Raw genomic sequence first — 15757 nt, 5'->3', positions numbered from 1 at the left:
CGACTGATCAGGACCCCACCACCGATGACCGTCTCCGTCGAGACCCGCACCGGAGCCACCCTGTGGTTCACCGGGCTGCCCAGCGCCGGAAAGACCACCCTGGCCACCGCGCTGGCCGAACGCCTGTCCGAGCACGACCGGCGGGTGGAGATCCTCGACGGAGACGCCGTCCGGCCGGTGCTGTCTCCGGAACTCGGCTACAGCAGGGCGGACCGGGACGCCAACGTGGCGCGGATCGGCTGGGTTTCTTCCCTGCTGTCGCGCAACGGCGTGCTCACTTTGGCCGCGGTCGTCTCGCCGTTCGCGGCGGCGCGCGACAGTGTCCGCACGCTGCACGAGTCGGCCGGGGTGCCCTTCCTCGAGATCCACGTGGCGACCGCGGTCGATGTCTGCGCCGAGCGCGATGTGAAAGGCCTCTACGCCAAACAGCGTGAGGGAGGCATGCAGGGCCTGACCGGGACCGGCGGACCAGGCGGCGAGTACGAGCCCCCGCTGCAACCCGAGCTGATCGTCGACACCAGCGGCCGGACCGTGTCCGACACCGTCGATGAACTGATTTCACTGCTGGAGAAGGAGAATTTGCTATGACCGCGGTGTTGCGTTCGCCGTCGGGCTCCCTGGAGCGGGCCTGGCTGACCGACCTCGAGGACGAGGCCATCCACATCATCCGGGAGGTCTTCGGTCAGTTCGAGAACCCCGTCCTGCTCTTCTCCGGTGGCAAGGACTCCATCGTCATGGCCCACTTGGCCATGAAGGCGTTCTGGCCCACCCGGCTGCCCTTCCCGCTGATGCACGTCGACACCGGCCACAACTTCGCCGAGGTCATCGCCTACCGCGATCGAAAGGTCACCGAGTGGGGGGCCAAGCTCATCGTCGCGAGCGTGCAGGACGCGATCGACTCCGGCCGGGTCACCGAGACCGCCGGGCAGACCCGAAACCCTCTGCAAACGGTGCCGTTGCTGGACGCGATCACCTCGAACGGCTTCGACGCCGTGCTCGGCGGCGCGCGCCGCGACGAGGAAAAGGCGCGGGCCAAGGAGCGGGTCTTCTCGGTGCGTGACGACTTCGGCCAGTGGGATCCGCGCAATCAGCGCCCGGAACTGTGGGACCTGTACAACGGCCGCCACCGCCGGGGCGAGCACGTCCGGATCTTCCCGCTGTCCAACTGGACCGAACTGGACATCTGGGCCTACATCGAGCACGAAGGCATCGAGGTTCCGGACATCTACTTCGCCCATGAACGCGAGGTCGTAGACCGGGACGGAATGCTGCTCGCGGTGACCGAGTTCACCCCGGTGCGGGAAGGCGAAACCCCTCGCGTCGAATCGGTTCGCTACCGCACCGTCGGGGATGCGACCTGCACCGGCGCGGTCGCCTCGACCGCGGGCACCGTGGCCGACATCGTCGTCGAGACCGCCGCCAGCACCATCTCCGAGCGCGGCGCCACCCGCGCCGATGACCGCGCGAGTGAAGCCGCCATGGAAGATCGCAAACGACAGGGCTATTTCTGATGCCCGGTGGTTTGCTGCGGGTGGTCACGGCAGGGTCCGTCGATGACGGCAAGTCCACCTTGGTCGGCCGTTTGCTGCACGACGCCAAGGCGGTTCTCGCCGACCAGATGACCGCGGTCGAAGCGGCCTCGGAACGGCGCGGGTACGCCGGCGCCGACCTCGCTCTACTCGTGGACGGCCTGCGGGCCGAGCGGGAGCAGGGCATCACGATCGATGTGGCCTACCGCTACTTCGCGACTGCCAAGCGCACTTTCATCCTGGCCGACACTCCAGGGCACGTGCAGTACACCCGGAACACAGTCACCGGCGCATCCACGGCTGACGTCGCGGTGATCCTGGCCGATGCGCGGTCGGGTGTGGTCGAGCAGACCAAGCGCCATCTCGCGGTGGTGTCGCTGCTCCGCGTTTCCGAGATCGTCCTCGCGGTCAACAAGATGGATCTGGTGGGCTACGCCGAGTCGCGCTTCGACGAGATCGTCGCCGACTTCGCCGCGGCCGCCACGAGCCTTGGCGTGGACCACTTCACTCCGATCCCGATCGCGGCGCTGGCGGGTGACAACGTGGTCGTCCGTTCGGAGAATATGCCGTGGTACTCGGGTGAATCCCTGCTCGAGTTCCTCGAGACCGTCGAACCGTCGGCGGGACCCGATCTGCCGGCCCGGCTGCCGGTGCAGGTAGTGATCCGGCCACGCAGCTCGGACTACCCGGACTATCGCGGCTATGCCGGTCGGGTGGAAGCCGGGGTGCTACGCCGAGGTGACAAGGTCCAGATCCTGCCGTCCGGACGATTCTCCACGGTGGCCGGAATCGATACTCCGACCGGCGAGTTGGACTCGGCGCGGGCAGGGCGTTCGGTCACCGTCAGGCTGACCGATGACATCGACGTCGCTCGCGGCGACCAGATCGTGGTGGACGGCGAGCCGGCTCCGCTGGTGACTCGCGAGATCGAGGCCACTCTCTGCTGGCTGACCGACCGCCCGTTGCGTTCGGCGGATCGCTTCCAATTGCGGCACACCACTCGCGACGTCCGGGCCGTTGTCGATGCGGTCGAGTCCAAGCTCGATATCGCCTCGGTGCAGCCGATTGCGGCGGCCGAGATGGGACTCAACGACATCGGCCGCGTGCGGATCCGATTGGCCGAGCAGATCGTGGTCGATCCATACGTCCGCAACCGTTCCACCGGGGCGTTCCTGCTGGTCGACGAGAGCAGTGGAGCGACCGTCGCCGCCGGTCTCGTGCACTGACTTGTCCGGCCATCGCACGGCCGGGCCGGTGACCCGCGCGCACGCCTCAGCAACCCGCTCGCAGTGCTCGCCCGCGCGGCGGCTGGACACGCGAGAATCGTGAGCGTGACCGGATCCCCCCTGCTGCTGGATCTCACTGATCGTCTGGTCGTCGTCGTCGGCGGCGGCGGCGTGGCGACCCGGCGGGTCGAAGGACTCGTTGCCGGCGGGGCGAGGCTGACGGTCATCGCCCCGAACATCTCGCCTGCCATCACCGCTCTAGGGGTCCGGTCGCAGGTGCGGGCGTTCGTCGACGGCGACCTGGACGGAGCGTGGTTGGTGGTCGCCGCCACCGACGATCCCGAGGTCAACGCGGCGGTGGCCGCTGAGGCCGAACGGCGGCGGATCTTCTGCGTCCGTGCCGACGACGCGACGGGCGGAACCGCGCGTGTGCCGTCAGTCCTCCGCTCAGGTGGCCTCACCCTGTCGGTGAACGCCGGCGATGACCCGCGGCGGGCGGTCGCCGTGCGCAATGCGATCGCAGCCGCGCTGGACACCGGACTCCTCGGTGCCCGCCCTGCCCGACCTGCTGCGGCGGGCAGCGTCGCGCTGGTGGGTGGGGGGCCGGGCGACCCCGAACTGATCACGGTGCGCGGGCGGCGGTTGGTGTTCGAGGCCGACGTCGTGGTCACCGACCGACTCGCCCCCAGAGCCTTGCTCGAACAGCTCGACGCCTCGGTCGAGATCATCGACTGCGGGAAGTCGGCGCACCGGCACAACCTCACCCAGGACGAGATCAACGCGGTGATCGTCGAGCGCGCGCTGGCGGGCAAGCGAGTGGTCCGGCTCAAGGGCGGTGATCCGTTCGTGTTCGGCCGGGGTGGCGAGGAGGTTGCCGCGTGCCTGTCCGCGGGGGTGGACGTGAGCGTGGTCCCGGGCATCACCTCCGCGGTCGCTGCACCCGCCGCGGCCGGAATCCCGGTCACGCACCGGGGGCTCGCGGCCGATTTCGCAGTGGTGTCGGGGCATCGCGATCCAGGGCGGGCCGAGGCGGGATGGAATTGGGCCGAGCTCGCGGTCGGGCCGGCCACACTGATCGTCCTGATGGGCGTGGACACCCTCGCGGGCATCGTCGAGGAGCTGATCAGCCACGGCCGTCCCCCACACACACCCGCGGCCGCGATACACCGCGCGACGTTGCCGGGGCAGCAGGTCGTACGGGCGCCACTGTCAGGGCTGGTGGAGGCGGTTGCGTCGGCTCGGCTCACGGCGCCGGCCGTTGTCGTCATCGGTGAGGTCGCCGCCCTCGGCTGGTGACGGTCTCGATCTCGCTCGGCCTCCATCGGTCTCGCTCGGTCTCGGCATCCATCGGTCTCGGTCGGTCTCGGTCGGTTTCGGTCGGTCTCGGTCCCGCAGGGAATGTCGTACCCCGCGCCTAAGGTCGGCCTTGTCGGCACCCCAACGTGCTGGCGATCCGCACGACAGGTTGCTACAGTCGAACAAGCGTTCGAATGATCGACGCGCGCGAAGGCCCAGCCACCAGTCCGCCCACTGCACAACAACGAGGTGACACGAGATGTACGGTCCGATTCCCGCCAGCGTGCTTGCTCTCCTGGGTCAGGCCAAAACGACCTGGGCCGAGGCCGTGCTCGAGCCGCAGCCGGCGGAGAAGTATCGCGCCGCCCATGTCGCCGCCCTGCGCGCCGCGGCCGCGTTGCTGGCGCTGCGCGCCAGGCCGACCGCCGTCGTACGGCGTCGGCCGACCAGTGCCTGGGTGCTTCTCGACGTCGTCGCCCCCGAGCTGTCGGAATGGTCGGCCTATTTCGCCGACAGTGCACAGCGCCGCGCCGCGATCGAGGCTGGTTCGCACAGCGTGGTGAACGAGCGCGACGCCGACGATCTCTTGCGCGCGGCCGGTGAGTTCATCGCGATCGCCGAGCGGATGGCCGGCCAATTGCCGATCGGCCTCGCGAGCTGAGCGGATGCCGACGCTAGGGTTTGCAGGCGTGAGCACCCTTCCGCCCGCGCCGTCCACCCCGTCGGTCCCGCGTGGCCTGTCGCCGCAGTTGTGGCACGGGCTCGTGCAGGCTCTGCCGGTACCTTCTGGCAAGAGCTTGAGCATCTTGGACTGCGGCGGTGGTTCGGGCAGTCTCGCGGTGCCGCTGGCCGTAATGGGCGCTGAGGTCACGGTCGTGGACGTCAGCATCGACGCGCTGGGCACCCTGGTCCGCCGAGCCACCGAGTCTGGCGTGTCCGACCGAGTCACCGCTGTTCAGGGGGAAGCTGAGGGGCTGCATTCGTTGCTGGCCGCTCAGGCCTTCGACGTGGTCCTGGCCCACGAGGTCCTCGAAGACGTCTCCGACGTGACGATGGCCCTGGCCGAGATCGTGGGTGTACTCAGGCCTGGGGGCGTCGTGAGCATCGTGGTGGCCAATCCGGTCGCCGCGGTCATCGGGCGCGCCCTCGCCGGTGATCTGGTCGGTGCGTTGTCGCTGATCCGGCAGTCCGAGAGTGCTGAGTGGGATGTGCCCGCCCTGACCCGTCGCTGCGAGGCGGCGGGTCTGCACGTCGATCAGATCGACGGTATCGGCGTGTTCAGCGATCTCGTTCCGGGCATCGAACTCGAACGACCAGGTGCCCAAGTCGCGCTTGCTGAACTCGACCAGGTCGCAGGCACGCGCGCGCCGTATCGGGACATCGCCGCTCGACTGCACATCATTGCCCGTCGGGCCGGTCCGGCCGCAGGCGCCTGAGATGGCGGGTCGGCATGGGACGTAGCGGCAATCTCCCTCGCTCGGCGGGCGAGACGGACGGCGACGACACAGGCTGCACCGTCCTGCATGTGGACATGGACGCCTTCTTCGCCAGCGTCGAGATTCGCTCCCGGCCGGAGCTGCGGGGTCGGCCTGTGGTCGTCGGCGGCATGGAGGGCCGAGGGGTCGTCGCGGCGGCCTCCTACGAAGCGCGCCGCTTCGGGGTGCACAGCGCGATGTCGATGGCCCAGGCCCTGCGGCTGTGTCCGCAGGCAGTAGTCATCTCGCCGAGTCGCGGCGCCTACACCGAGGCCTCCCGCGCCATCATGGCGATCTTTGCTGAGTTCACCCCGCTGGTCGAGCCCCTGTCGTTGGACGAAGCCTTTCTCGACGTATCCGGAGCGATCGGGCTGTTCGGCCGCCCAGCCGAGATCGCGCGTCAGATTCGCGCTCGAGTCCTGGCTGATCAGCAGCTCACCTGTTCGGTCGGCATCGCCACGATCAAATCTGTCGCCAAGCTTGCCTCGTCGAGTTGTAAGCCCGACGGCCTGCGGGTCGTCCCGCGGGCCGGCACGCTCGACTTCCTGCACCCCCTTCCGGTTACGGCGCTGTGGGGAGTCGGCGACAAGACCGCGGCTCCACTGCACGGCCTGGGTATCCGCACGGTCGGCGAGCTGGCCGCGACGCCGCTGGACACCCTGCGCCGAGCTATCGGCGTCGCCGCGGGCGAACATCTGCACGCGCTGGCCAACGGTCGTGACGATCGAGCTGTCGTGCAGCGGGCTCCGGAGAAGTCCGTGTCCACCGATCGGACTCTGGCCCACGATCTGCAGACGGAGGACGAAGTCGCGCGTGAGTTGCTCCGCGGGGCCGGCGAGGTCGGGGAGCGATTGCGACTGAACGCCAGGCAGGCCCGGACGGTGGGCATCAAGATCCGCTTCGCTGACTTCACGACCATCACCAGGGTCCGAACCCTGGACGAACCCACGAACTCGTCCGCGACGATCCATGAGGTCGCGATGCAGCTCTACCGGGAACTTCACCTGGACCGTCCCCGGATTCGCCTGGTCGGCGTCAAGGCCGAGAACCTGCGAAACGCCGACGAGCCCACTCAGCTTGCGCTCGACTTCCCAACGGGCTCGCCGCGGGCCGGAATGCCCCGGGCCGGTGCGCTGCAGGCAAGCGCGCCGGAGGCCGGTGCGCCGCAGGCGGGCCTCGAACGGGACGGGACCAGAGCGGACGGTCCTCCGCATGCACTACCGCCGGCGCACAGCGCCCGAACTCTAGCCGCCCCGACCGGGCCCGTTGCGGCCCGCGACCACGAGCGAAGTTCCCGCCGGCGTGACCGGGATGCGGCCGCCGAGCGAGCCGTCGATGCACTCACCGCACGGTTCGGCCAGTCCACGGTGCGTCCCGCCTCATTGATCGGAATGGGCAGAACTGCGAACGAGGTCACCCGGTCCCTGCCCGCGGCCAGCACGCCCGTGCCATCGAAATCGGCGCCGTCGGACGCACGGAGCGCGGACCAGCGCTCCGGCTCGTCTCCAGCAACGGCGGCCGAGACGGTGAAACGCGGCCGGATTGCCGCTCCGACCCCGGATTGACGTCCTAATTCCCCTGCGGAGATAACAAATAGCCATGGCGCGCCTGCAATCGGCTCACTTAACTTTCGCGCCGCCGATTCGACTCGTATGCTCGTGGGATAAGGGCAGCCGCGCGGGACGCACCACCGCACGGCGCTCAAGCCGACGTCGGCTCGAACACTGGGGTGCGGCAGGGATAGGAGGGCACGGTGCCGCTCTCCGAGCATGAGCAGCGCCTTCTCGAGCAGATCGAGCAGGCTTTGTATGCCGAAGATCCGAAGTTCGCCTCGTCGGTACGGTCGGCGCGTCCGCGCAATCGGGCGCGAATGATGCTGGTCGCGGCCTTTGTCGGCGTGATCGCAGGCCTGGCGGTCGTACTCATAGGCCTGACCAACAACATCATCCCGTTGGGCGTCCTCGGATTCGTCCTCATCGTCGGGTCGTGCGTAGCCGCCGCAAGCGCGCTGCGCGGCCCGAAGACAAATGGTCCGATACCGCTCGGTCCGCGGTCGAACGACTCGCGTGGCAGTAACAAGCAATCCGGCCTGCGCAACAAGATGGAAGATCGGATGCGTCGACGCTTCGACGAAAGCTGACGCGCGACCACGCCTGACGCATCTGCCCACTCGGCTCCTGCCGGGTGGGCAGTGTCGTCAGCGAGCCCGGGAACGCGGTCATCCAGCGCGGCTGGATGGAGCGCCGGGCCGGTCAGTTGCGGCACGCCGACTCGTCAGCCGAGCGCGGTCAGCGCCGATGGTCGGTCGAGCGCCGGATCACGGACGCGGGAAGCAGCCAGCGCCCGATGCGTTGGCGTCGCTCGGCCCGTCGACCCCACCGCCGCATGGCCTGGTCGACTCCGGTGACGGCCGACTCATCCACTCCGCTCGCTCCGGTGCTACTGAAGCGAGCGCGCTCGACCTGGAGCGCGAGTGCCGCAACCGCCTCCGAGCCCCGCACGTCCACACCGTGCTCGCGGAGCCAACCGGGGACCTGGCCCACTGTTACGGTCTCCGGCCAGAGTTGGCCGCGGTCGACCGCGTTTGCGGCCAGCTCCTCCCAGAGCGGTTCAGGGCTTCCGGAGCCGATCGCGCGCGCGAAACGGCGATGCCGCTGGCGACGTCGTAGCAGTTGCGGGCCGGTCACGAGCAACAGAACCGCCAGGATGACGGCCAGCGCGATCGCGAGATGCTTCCAGGGGACGTGCAGCCCGGAGCCACCGCCGGTCGTGCTGTTCTGTTGGGCGGCATCCGTCCTGCGCGCGCTGGGAACATCGTTGGTCCGCGACCTCGAAGTCGTAGCGCTGGCTGAGTTCGAGGGCGCTGAAGTCGCGTGGGTGGCCCACGGCAGGGGGACCGCGCGGGCAGAGTCGACGCCTGACAGCGGAGTCGGGTCGAACGGGATCCACCCGATCGCGGTGAAGTACACCTCGACCCAGGCGTGCGCATCGGCCGTCGTGACGGTGAAGTTGCCATCGGCGTCGGGGCCCTGGTGGGTGTAGCCCAGCACGACTCGGCTGGGCAGCCCGGCCGCCCGCATCAGTACCGCGGCCGCAGCGGCGTACTGCTGGCAAAAGCCCTGCTTGTTGTGCAGGAAGCTCAGCAGGGCCGAATCGCCGTTGGCGATGGGCGCGGTTTCCAGCGAGTACGTGAAGCCATTGGCGGCGTCGGTGAAATACGCCGAGATCGCACGCGCCTTGTCGTAGTCGCTGGTCTGGCCGCCGGTCAGACGCTGGGCGAGCTGAGTGACCTCCGCCGGCTGGGGCGGCAACTTCAGGTACCGGGCATCCAAGGCGGTGTTTCCCGTCGGGCGCCAGCTCGGCGCGTTGCGCAACGCAGCCTCGGACGGGTCGGGCTGGGCGACGGTTTCGGAGTAACTGACGCCCGTGCTCAGGCTGGCACCGGCCACGGTCGAGGTCGTCGGGTCCCAGCGCGCCCCGATGCCCACCTGAAGATCGACCGGATTGGCCAGCAGCGGCAGGCTGTTGCCGCCCAGCTGTAGCACCTGGAAGCGCGCCTGCATCTCCTTGACCTGAGTGCTGTCCTGGTTCCCGGACGTCAACGCGGGCTCGGCGGAGAAATCGCGCCGGTAGACCGGTCTGGTCTCGGCGGCGTCCTCGGTGGAGGCGATCCAGCCGCTGTTGTCGAAGACGTCGAGCACCTTCTGCCGTACGTAGAAAGGACGATCCGTCGAGCCCACGTGGACCTGGAGCAGCGGTACCGGGTCACCGCGCTTGAGCGAGCCGGACAGGTCCGCGGTGTCGTTGAGTTCGATGTTCGACCCGCTGCCCGATCCGGATCCGGTCCCGTTGTGGTGCGCCGCCCGGGCGAGCAGGTTCACTGACACCGACGGCAGCACGATGGGCACGATCAGCGCCGCGATGATGCCTGTGACGGCCATTCGCCGCGCGCCGCCCAGCCGGCCCGCCGAGCCGTCGACGGACGGGCCCCAGTCACGGTCCTGCAGTCGGGTTCCCGCCACCAGGATCAGCAGAAAACCGATCGCGGCGCCCGCGAAGACCAGCGGTCCGGCTGCGCGCCCCGAGGTCGCGGAGGCCACCGCCAGGACCTCCAGCAGCGGAGCAGCGGCCAACAACGGTCGTCGCATGAGGACGCCGAGCGCATCGGCGAGAGCAACCAGCAGGATGACCGCGGCCGCGGTGAGGAACCGCAAGGCCGACGTCGAGGGCAGCGGCGCGTGCTCGACCTGCATGCTCTGGTGGGCGTCGGTCAGCAGCGCGCGCAGGTCCGATCCCGTTCCGAGGCTCGGGACCACGCCCGCGATCAGATGCTGCGGCAGGAACGCCCAGATCAACACGACGACGCAGGCAAGCAGGCCCAACCACACCTGCCACCAGTCGTTCTTCATCCGCAACCGGAACGGCAGCACCACCGCCAGGTAGGGCAGGGCACAACCGGCGCACGCGAAGAACCAGGTCCAGTCGGTGTAGACGGACTTCATCGGCAGCATCGTGAGCAGAACCCCAGCCGTCACCGTCGCGGTGCCGACCGCCAGCAAGCGACCTTCGGCGCGTGCCTGCGCGCCCGGCCCGGCCGGCCCGCTCGGTGTGCGTCCGGCCGGCCGCTGCGCTCGGCTCGCTCCGGCAGGACGGGCGGACGTCGCGGTCATCGCCGCACTCCGGCGGTGGCCAGCAGGTAGGGCCACAAGGTAGGCAGTGCGTCGGCGGAGCTCACCCCGATCACCCGCCAGCCGTTGGCGTGCAGCAGGCCGGAAATCTCCTGCCACAGCGCTTCCGATTCCAGATCGGCATCGCCGTCGGCGGTCCAGCCGGGCTCGAAGGTCCACGGCTTGATCAGGAGCGCGACCGCCGAACCCGGAAGCCGTGGCCGCGCCGCGAGGCTGGCCAGCTGACCCCGATCGTGGCAGGACAGGATCGCGAACACCGATGCGTCCCGCCCGACGCCGTGCAACGAATCCGACAGGGGCTCGACGTCGGCGCGGGAGGCAGGTCGAGTGTCGGCCAGGAGATCGAGCATGGCCAGCTGGTCTTCGTGGACCGCCTGGCCCGACCCGGTCACCAGCAACACCCTTCGTCCTCGTTCAGCCAGATGCGTGCCGATACTGGCCGCCGCCGACACCGCCCATTCGAAGGTCGGGGACTCGCGCTCGCCGGGCCTGACCGGGTAGGCGGTGATCCGGGAGTCGAGCAGCACCAGACACTGTCCGTGCCAGGGCCGTTCCTCCTGCCGCACCATGAGGTTTCCCGACCGGGCACTGCTGCGCCAATGGATCTTGCGCAGGTCGTCGCCGTAGCGATAATCGCGAACCGACGCGTCGTCCGAGCCTCCCGATCCCACCGAGTGACTCGAGTGCGCCCCGCCGTCCTGCCACGCCATCGGCAAGGTCAGCGGAGCGAGTACGTCGCGTCGTGGTTGGACGATCACTTCGGCGGTGTCGGCGGAGCGGCTGTTGGCCATCACCAGCGAGAACGGGTCGCTGGCGGTGACTTCGGTCGGGCCGACCAGGTATCGACCACGGTGCAGCGGCGGCAGTGGGTAGGCCACGGTACGGCGCTGGCGGCCGCGAATCCCCGCCACGCTGAAGCGGAGCGGCCGACCGCCGGGGACGGTCTCGGTGACTCGAAGCGGTCCGGTGGCGAACGCGTTGGGGTTGCCCAGCGTGAGCCGGACCTCGACTCGCTGGCCGACCTCGACCCGCTCGGGATGAACCGCGTGGCTGACCCGGAGCCCGGCGCGGGACTGCCGCACCGCCAGCCAGGCGGGGACGGGCAGCGCCAGCAGCAGGACGCCGACGCGCTGGAGGTCGGTCACGCCGAGGACGAGCCCGGCGAGCGTGGAGATGATCCCGACCGTGACGAACGTGCGGCCCCGGCTGGACAGACCGATGCGTTGCGCGCCTCCGGCGACGGGCGCGTCGTACGGTTTCGGGGCCACCGTGTTACCGGTTCTGCTCAGCGGGTCGCGGTCGGGATGGCGGTGCGGGCAACGATGGCAGCGACCAGTTCCTCAGGGGAGTGCCCCGCGACGGTCGCGGCCGGGGCCGGAATGATCCGGTGGGCCAGCACGGGAACCGCCAGCTGCTGCACGTCGTCGGGCAGGACGTAATCCCGGCCGGAGATCGCGGCGCTCGACTTGGCCGTTCGCAGCAGGTGGAGCGAGGCGCGCGGTGAGGCGCCGAGCCGGATCTCGGGATGGTTACGGGTCGCCTCGGCCAGCGAAACCACGTAGTCCTTGATCGCCTCGGCGACGTGCACGTGGCGGACGGCTTCGATGAGCGCTCGGATTCCGGCGGCATCGGCGACCGGCTTGAGCTCGTCGATCGGATCAGAGGTCGTCTGGTCGGACAACATGGCCACTTCGGCCGCACGATCGGGATAGCCGAGGGAGATCTTGGCCGTGAACCGGTCGCGCTGGGCCTCCGGCAGGGCGTAGGTGCCCTCCATCTCCACCGGGTTCTGGGTGGCCAGGACGAGGAAGGGTGACTGCAGCTCGTAGCGCGTGCCGTCGACGGTGACCTGCCGCTCGGCCATGCATTCCAACAGCGCCGCCTGCGTCTTGGGGGAGGCGCGGTTGATCTCGTCACCGAGCAGGATGTTGGCGAACACCGGACCCGGTTTGAACTCGAACTCGGTCGAATCGGAGTTGAACACGCTCACGCCCGTCACATCCGAGGGCAGCAGGTCGGGTGTGAACTGAATCCGGCGGACGGTGCTGTCGATGGAACGGGCCAGCGCCTTGGCGAAGGTCGTCTTTCCCACGCCCGGAACGTCCTCGATCAGCAGGTGTCCTTCAGCCAGCAGCACTGTGACCCCGAGCCGGATCACGTCGTACTTGCCGGCGATGGCCTTCTCGATGTTGTCCACGATGCGGGCGGCGGCGGCCGCGACGTCGCTGACGTCCACCCGCTGGCGGGCCGAGCCGCCTCCGGAGAACGAGTCCGGACCGAGGTCCGTGCTGTTCGTCGTCGGGTAAGAGGCCCGCCCGTCCAGCTCTGAGCCCTTGGACGGATCGTTGCCCTGGGCAGGACCGAAATCACCGGATCCCGCCAGGGGTGCTGCGTGCGTCACTCGTGGTCCGTCCTGTCCGTGTCCCCGTGCCGGCGACGAACCGGCTCACCGTCAAGCGTTGTCGACAACATTCGATCTGTCGAGCGGTCTTCACGCCAACTCGACATTCGCCATGTTCGGCGTGACTCTACGTTGCTCCGCGCGCTCACGGCAGGCCTCCGACGATTGAGCGAGGGCTCACCGGCGGTGGTTCGGGGGCTCTGTCGGTGTGAGTCCCTTCGGCAGAGTGCTGACCGCGCTGGGGGCGTCGGGCCGCGACGGCGGCTCGGCGGAGGCCGGGACTCCCCACCGCCCCCCACCCGGTACAGGCCAAGAAATTAGGGGGACACGCTTAAGAATCGCCCGAGCGCACCGATCCTTTGTGGTGACTGGTGGGGTATGGTGGGTCGAAGTGGGGAAGTTGTGAGTTGAGCGGCGGTTCGGGCTCGGGCTGCTGGAGAGGGGAGGGGTCGTGTTCCTCGGCACCCATACCCCTCGACTCGACGACAAGGGCCGCCTGGCGCTCCCCGCGCGGTTCCGGACGGAAATGGAGGGCGGGCTGGTGATCACCAAAGGTCAGGAACGATGCCTGTTCGTCTTCCCGATGACGGAGTTCAACCGGATCACCGGCCTGCTCCGGGAAGCGCCCGTGACCCAGCGCAGCGTGCGGGACTACAGCCGCGTCTTCTTCGCCAGCGCGTCCCACGAGGTTCCGGACAACCAGGGCCGCATCACTGTCCCCGCGCCGCTTCGCGACTACGCGGGCCTCAGCAAGGACTGCGTGGTGATCGGCGCCAACACCCGCGTGGAGGTCTGGGACGCCCACGCGTGGCAGAGCTACCTCGAATCCACCGAGCAATCGTTCGCCGACGCCGAGGAGGTGCTGCCCGGCCTGCTCTAGGACCTCCGGCGACGCTCCGCCCTGGCGGACATCGTGCCGGTCGGCCTCCTCCCGCCCAGTTCCCCGTCCTGACGCACTTCCCCGGCGCCAGGGCAGGGACCGGCGGGCGGGGACCCGCTAGCGCGAGATCGTCCGCTCGTCCGAACTCCCCACCGTCCCCCACCCCAATCGCCCGCACCGCACCGCACCGGCCTGACCGACGTAGTCGAACCGCCATCACCGCACGGAGGATCAGCAGATGGGTAATCCCGAGCCGCCGGGGTCAGACCCCGCCGACCCGGCGTCCCGCCCGGCGTCCCCGGACTTCCCCGCGCGGCCGGTCCATGTGCCAGTGCTGCTCAACCGGGTCTTGGGTCTGCTCGCACCGGCACTCGCGGCCGCGGACGCGGTCGTGGTGGACGCCACGCTCGGCCTGGGCGGCCACAGTGAGGCTCTGCTGCAGGCACATCCCGGCCTGCGGTTGATCGGGCTCGACCGGGACACCGAGGCGCTGCGACTCAGCGCCGAGCGGCTGGCCCCGTTCGCCGCCCGCGTGGAACTGGTGCACGCCGTCTACGACGAGCTGCCCGACATCCTGGACCGGCTCGGCGTCGGTGAGATCCAGGGCGCCCTGTTCGATCTCGGCGTCTCCTCGATGCAACTGGACGTTACCGAGCGGGGGTTCAGCTACTCCCAGCCGGCACCGTTGGACATGCGGATGAACCCGGCGGACGCGCTGACCGCGCATGAGGTGGTCAACACCTACCCCGTTGCCGAACTGGCGCGGGTGCTGAGGGAGTTCGGCGAGGAGCGTTTCGCGCTGCGGATCGCCCAGGCCATCGGACGTCGTCGCCGGTCGGCTCCCTTGGAGTCCACGACGGAACTGGCCGAACTGGTGCGCGAGGCGATTCCTGCCGCCACCCGCCGTACGGGTGGGCATCCGGCCAAGCGCACCTTCCAGGCCCTGCGCATCGAGGTCAACCGAGAGCTCGAGGCGGTCGCCGGGGCTATTCCCGCGGCCCTGTCCGCCCTGGCCGTGGGTGGACGGATCGTCGTGCTGTCCTACCAGTCGCTGGAGGACCGGATCGTCAAGCGCGCCTTGGCCGAACTGGCAGTCGACCGAACCCCGCCGGGCCTGCCGGTCACCCTCGCCGAGGCCGGCCCGCAGTTGCAGTTGTTGAGCCGTGGCTCGGAGCCGGCCTCCGAACCCGAGATCGCCGAGAACCCTCGGGCCGCCTCCGTCCGCCTGCGGGCCGCGGAACGCATCAGGAAGGCAGCAGCGTGAGCCGTCGCATCACCTCCGACGACACCCCGCCCACCCGACCCGCCTTGCGGTTCAACCATCCCGCGCGGGCGGCTGGGGTACGTCCCCGAGTGACCTCCACCCCGGGCTCGAAGGCAGCGCCGTCGGCAACGCGGTCGGCAACGTCGTCGGCAACGCGGGCGGCAGCATCGGACGCCGCCCTGTCCGCCGCGCTGCCTCCGGGACTGCAGGTCACCCGACGACGTCGGCTCCCACTTCCGGTGATCCTGGGCGGCATGCTCGCCGGCGGACTGTGTGCGTTGCTGGCGCTCAACACCGCGTCGGCGGCGTTGGAGGTACAGAACCGTACGGTCAGCGATAACAACTCGACGACCTCCGACAGCGAACAACAACTGCTGCGCGATCTCGCGGCCAAGCAGGCGCCGGCCGCACTGGCAGCGGCGGCGGCCAGCCTCGGCCTGGTCCCCAACCCGAACCCTGCGTTCCTTCGGATCAACCGTGACGGCACGGTGAGTGTGCTCGGGTCCCCGACCCCAGCCACCGTCGCGCCCGCCCCGAAGCCGACGCCGAAGCCGACGCCGAAGCCGACGCCGAAGCCGACCTCGACCCCGAGCGCCAGTCCGCGCGCGAGTGCAGGCGCGACGTCGAGCCCCGGCCGTCCGGTGGTCACGGTGACGGTGACGGCCAGTGCACGCTCCTCGGCCGGCACCGCGAGCAAACCCACGGTCACCGTGTCGAAGTCGGCACCGAAGTCCGCGCCGCAGTCGATGCCGAAGCCGTCCATCACACCGTCGTCCACACCATCCCGGGGTCACTGACATGAACCGACCGCCTCAGCCGCCTCGCGGACCTCATCAGCCTCATCAGCCTCAGCCGCCTCAGCGCAGCCCACAGGCTCGCGACGGTCAGCGTCCGCCGGCCGCGCAACAAGGGCAACCTCAACGCCGTGGCGAAGCAACGAGGGCAACGTCGACCCCGGGTGCCGCGCAACAAGGGCAACCTCAACGCTTGGGCCAGCC

13 protein-coding genes and 1 pseudogene are annotated in these 15757 nt (G+C 69.5%); 11 read left to right on the top strand and 3 right to left on the bottom strand.

Annotation, left to right across the window (positions count from 1 at the left end; translation table 11 throughout):
- Positions 1 to 24: 24 nt before the first annotated feature.
- The 8 genes and pseudogenes from cysC to M6D93_RS12920 all read left to right on the top strand — a co-directional run bounded on the left by cysC (position 25) and on the right by M6D93_RS12920 (position 7666).
- Positions 25 to 588, top strand: a complete 564-nt coding sequence (cysC, locus tag M6D93_RS12955) for an adenylyl-sulfate kinase (protein WP_249769685.1) — start codon at positions 25 to 27, stop codon at positions 586 to 588.
- A complete protein-coding gene (cysD, locus tag M6D93_RS12950; protein WP_249769684.1) occupies positions 585 to 1511 on the top strand; it encodes a sulfate adenylyltransferase subunit CysD in 927 nt (308 codons plus the stop codon). The genes cysC and cysD overlap by 4 nt, the downstream gene beginning before the upstream one ends.
- Positions 1511 to 2755 carry a sulfate adenylyltransferase subunit 1 gene (locus tag M6D93_RS12945; protein WP_249769683.1) on the top strand — a complete coding sequence of 415 codons (1245 nt, stop codon included), beginning with the start codon at positions 1511 to 1513 and terminating at the stop codon, positions 2753 to 2755. Before cysD ends, M6D93_RS12945 begins: the two co-directional genes overlap by 1 nt.
- Positions 2756 to 2860: 105 nt before the next feature.
- Positions 2861 to 4051 carry a uroporphyrinogen-III C-methyltransferase gene (gene cobA / locus M6D93_RS12940; protein ID WP_249769681.1) on the top strand — a complete coding sequence of 397 codons (1191 nt, stop codon included), beginning with the start codon at positions 2861 to 2863 and terminating at the stop codon, positions 4049 to 4051.
- A 259-nt stretch (positions 4052 to 4310) separates the two neighbouring features.
- Positions 4311 to 4712 (top strand): SAV_6107 family HEPN domain-containing protein, encoded by a 402-nt coding sequence (locus tag M6D93_RS12935; protein WP_249769679.1) that lies wholly within the window; start codon positions 4311 to 4313, stop codon positions 4710 to 4712.
- A 28-nt stretch (positions 4713 to 4740) separates the two neighbouring features.
- A complete protein-coding gene (locus tag M6D93_RS12930; protein WP_249769677.1) occupies positions 4741 to 5487 on the top strand; it encodes a class I SAM-dependent methyltransferase in 747 nt (248 codons plus the stop codon).
- Positions 5488 to 5501: 14 nt separating this feature from the next.
- A pseudogene (locus M6D93_RS12925) lies at positions 5502 to 6701 on the top strand (DNA polymerase IV); the annotation flags it as partial.
- A gap of 578 nt (positions 6702 to 7279) precedes the next feature.
- A complete protein-coding gene (locus M6D93_RS12920; RefSeq protein WP_249769673.1) occupies positions 7280 to 7666 on the top strand; it encodes a DUF3040 domain-containing protein in 387 nt (128 codons plus the stop codon).
- Positions 7667 to 7814: 148 nt separating this feature from the next.
- On the opposite strand, the gene M6D93_RS12915 is transcribed toward M6D93_RS12920, so the two are convergent.
- The 3 genes from M6D93_RS12915 to M6D93_RS12905 are packed head-to-tail and all read right to left on the bottom strand — an operon-like array spanning position 7815 to position 12450.
- Positions 7815 to 10196: a transglutaminase TgpA family protein gene (locus tag M6D93_RS12915; RefSeq protein ID WP_249769671.1), complete on the bottom strand. Its 2382-nt coding sequence runs from the start codon at positions 10194 to 10196 to the stop codon at positions 7815 to 7817.
- Positions 10193 to 11482: a DUF58 domain-containing protein gene (locus M6D93_RS12910; protein WP_249769669.1), complete on the bottom strand. Its 1290-nt coding sequence runs from the start codon at positions 11480 to 11482 to the stop codon at positions 10193 to 10195. Before M6D93_RS12910 ends, M6D93_RS12915 begins: the two co-directional genes overlap by 4 nt.
- A gap of 17 nt (positions 11483 to 11499) precedes the next feature.
- Positions 11500 to 12450, bottom strand: coding sequence for an AAA family ATPase (locus M6D93_RS12905; protein WP_347343638.1), 951 nt, complete (start codon positions 12448 to 12450; stop codon positions 11500 to 11502).
- 616 nt (positions 12451 to 13066) lie between these two features.
- On the opposite strand from M6D93_RS12905, the gene mraZ reads away from it, so the two are divergent.
- The 3 genes from mraZ to M6D93_RS19705 all read left to right on the top strand — a co-directional run bounded on the left by mraZ (position 13067) and on the right by M6D93_RS19705 (position 15556).
- A complete protein-coding gene (gene mraZ / locus M6D93_RS12900; protein ID WP_249769666.1) occupies positions 13067 to 13495 on the top strand; it encodes a division/cell wall cluster transcriptional repressor MraZ in 429 nt (142 codons plus the stop codon).
- Between the two features lie 238 nt (positions 13496 to 13733).
- Positions 13734 to 14759 carry a 16S rRNA (cytosine(1402)-N(4))-methyltransferase RsmH gene (gene rsmH / locus M6D93_RS12895; RefSeq protein ID WP_249769665.1) on the top strand — a complete coding sequence of 342 codons (1026 nt, stop codon included), beginning with the start codon at positions 13734 to 13736 and terminating at the stop codon, positions 14757 to 14759.
- 254 nt (positions 14760 to 15013) lie between these two features.
- On the top strand, positions 15014 to 15556 hold the full coding sequence (locus M6D93_RS19705; protein ID WP_488230380.1) for a hypothetical protein: 543 nt from the start codon (positions 15014 to 15016) through the stop codon (positions 15554 to 15556).
- The last annotated feature ends 201 nt before the right edge of the window (positions 15557 to 15757 follow it).

Source organism: Jatrophihabitans telluris, from assembly GCF_023516435.1.
Taxonomy (GTDB): domain Bacteria; phylum Actinomycetota; class Actinomycetes; order Mycobacteriales; family Jatrophihabitantaceae; genus Jatrophihabitans_A; species Jatrophihabitans_A telluris.
This window is presented reverse-complemented; position numbering and strand designations above follow the sequence as displayed.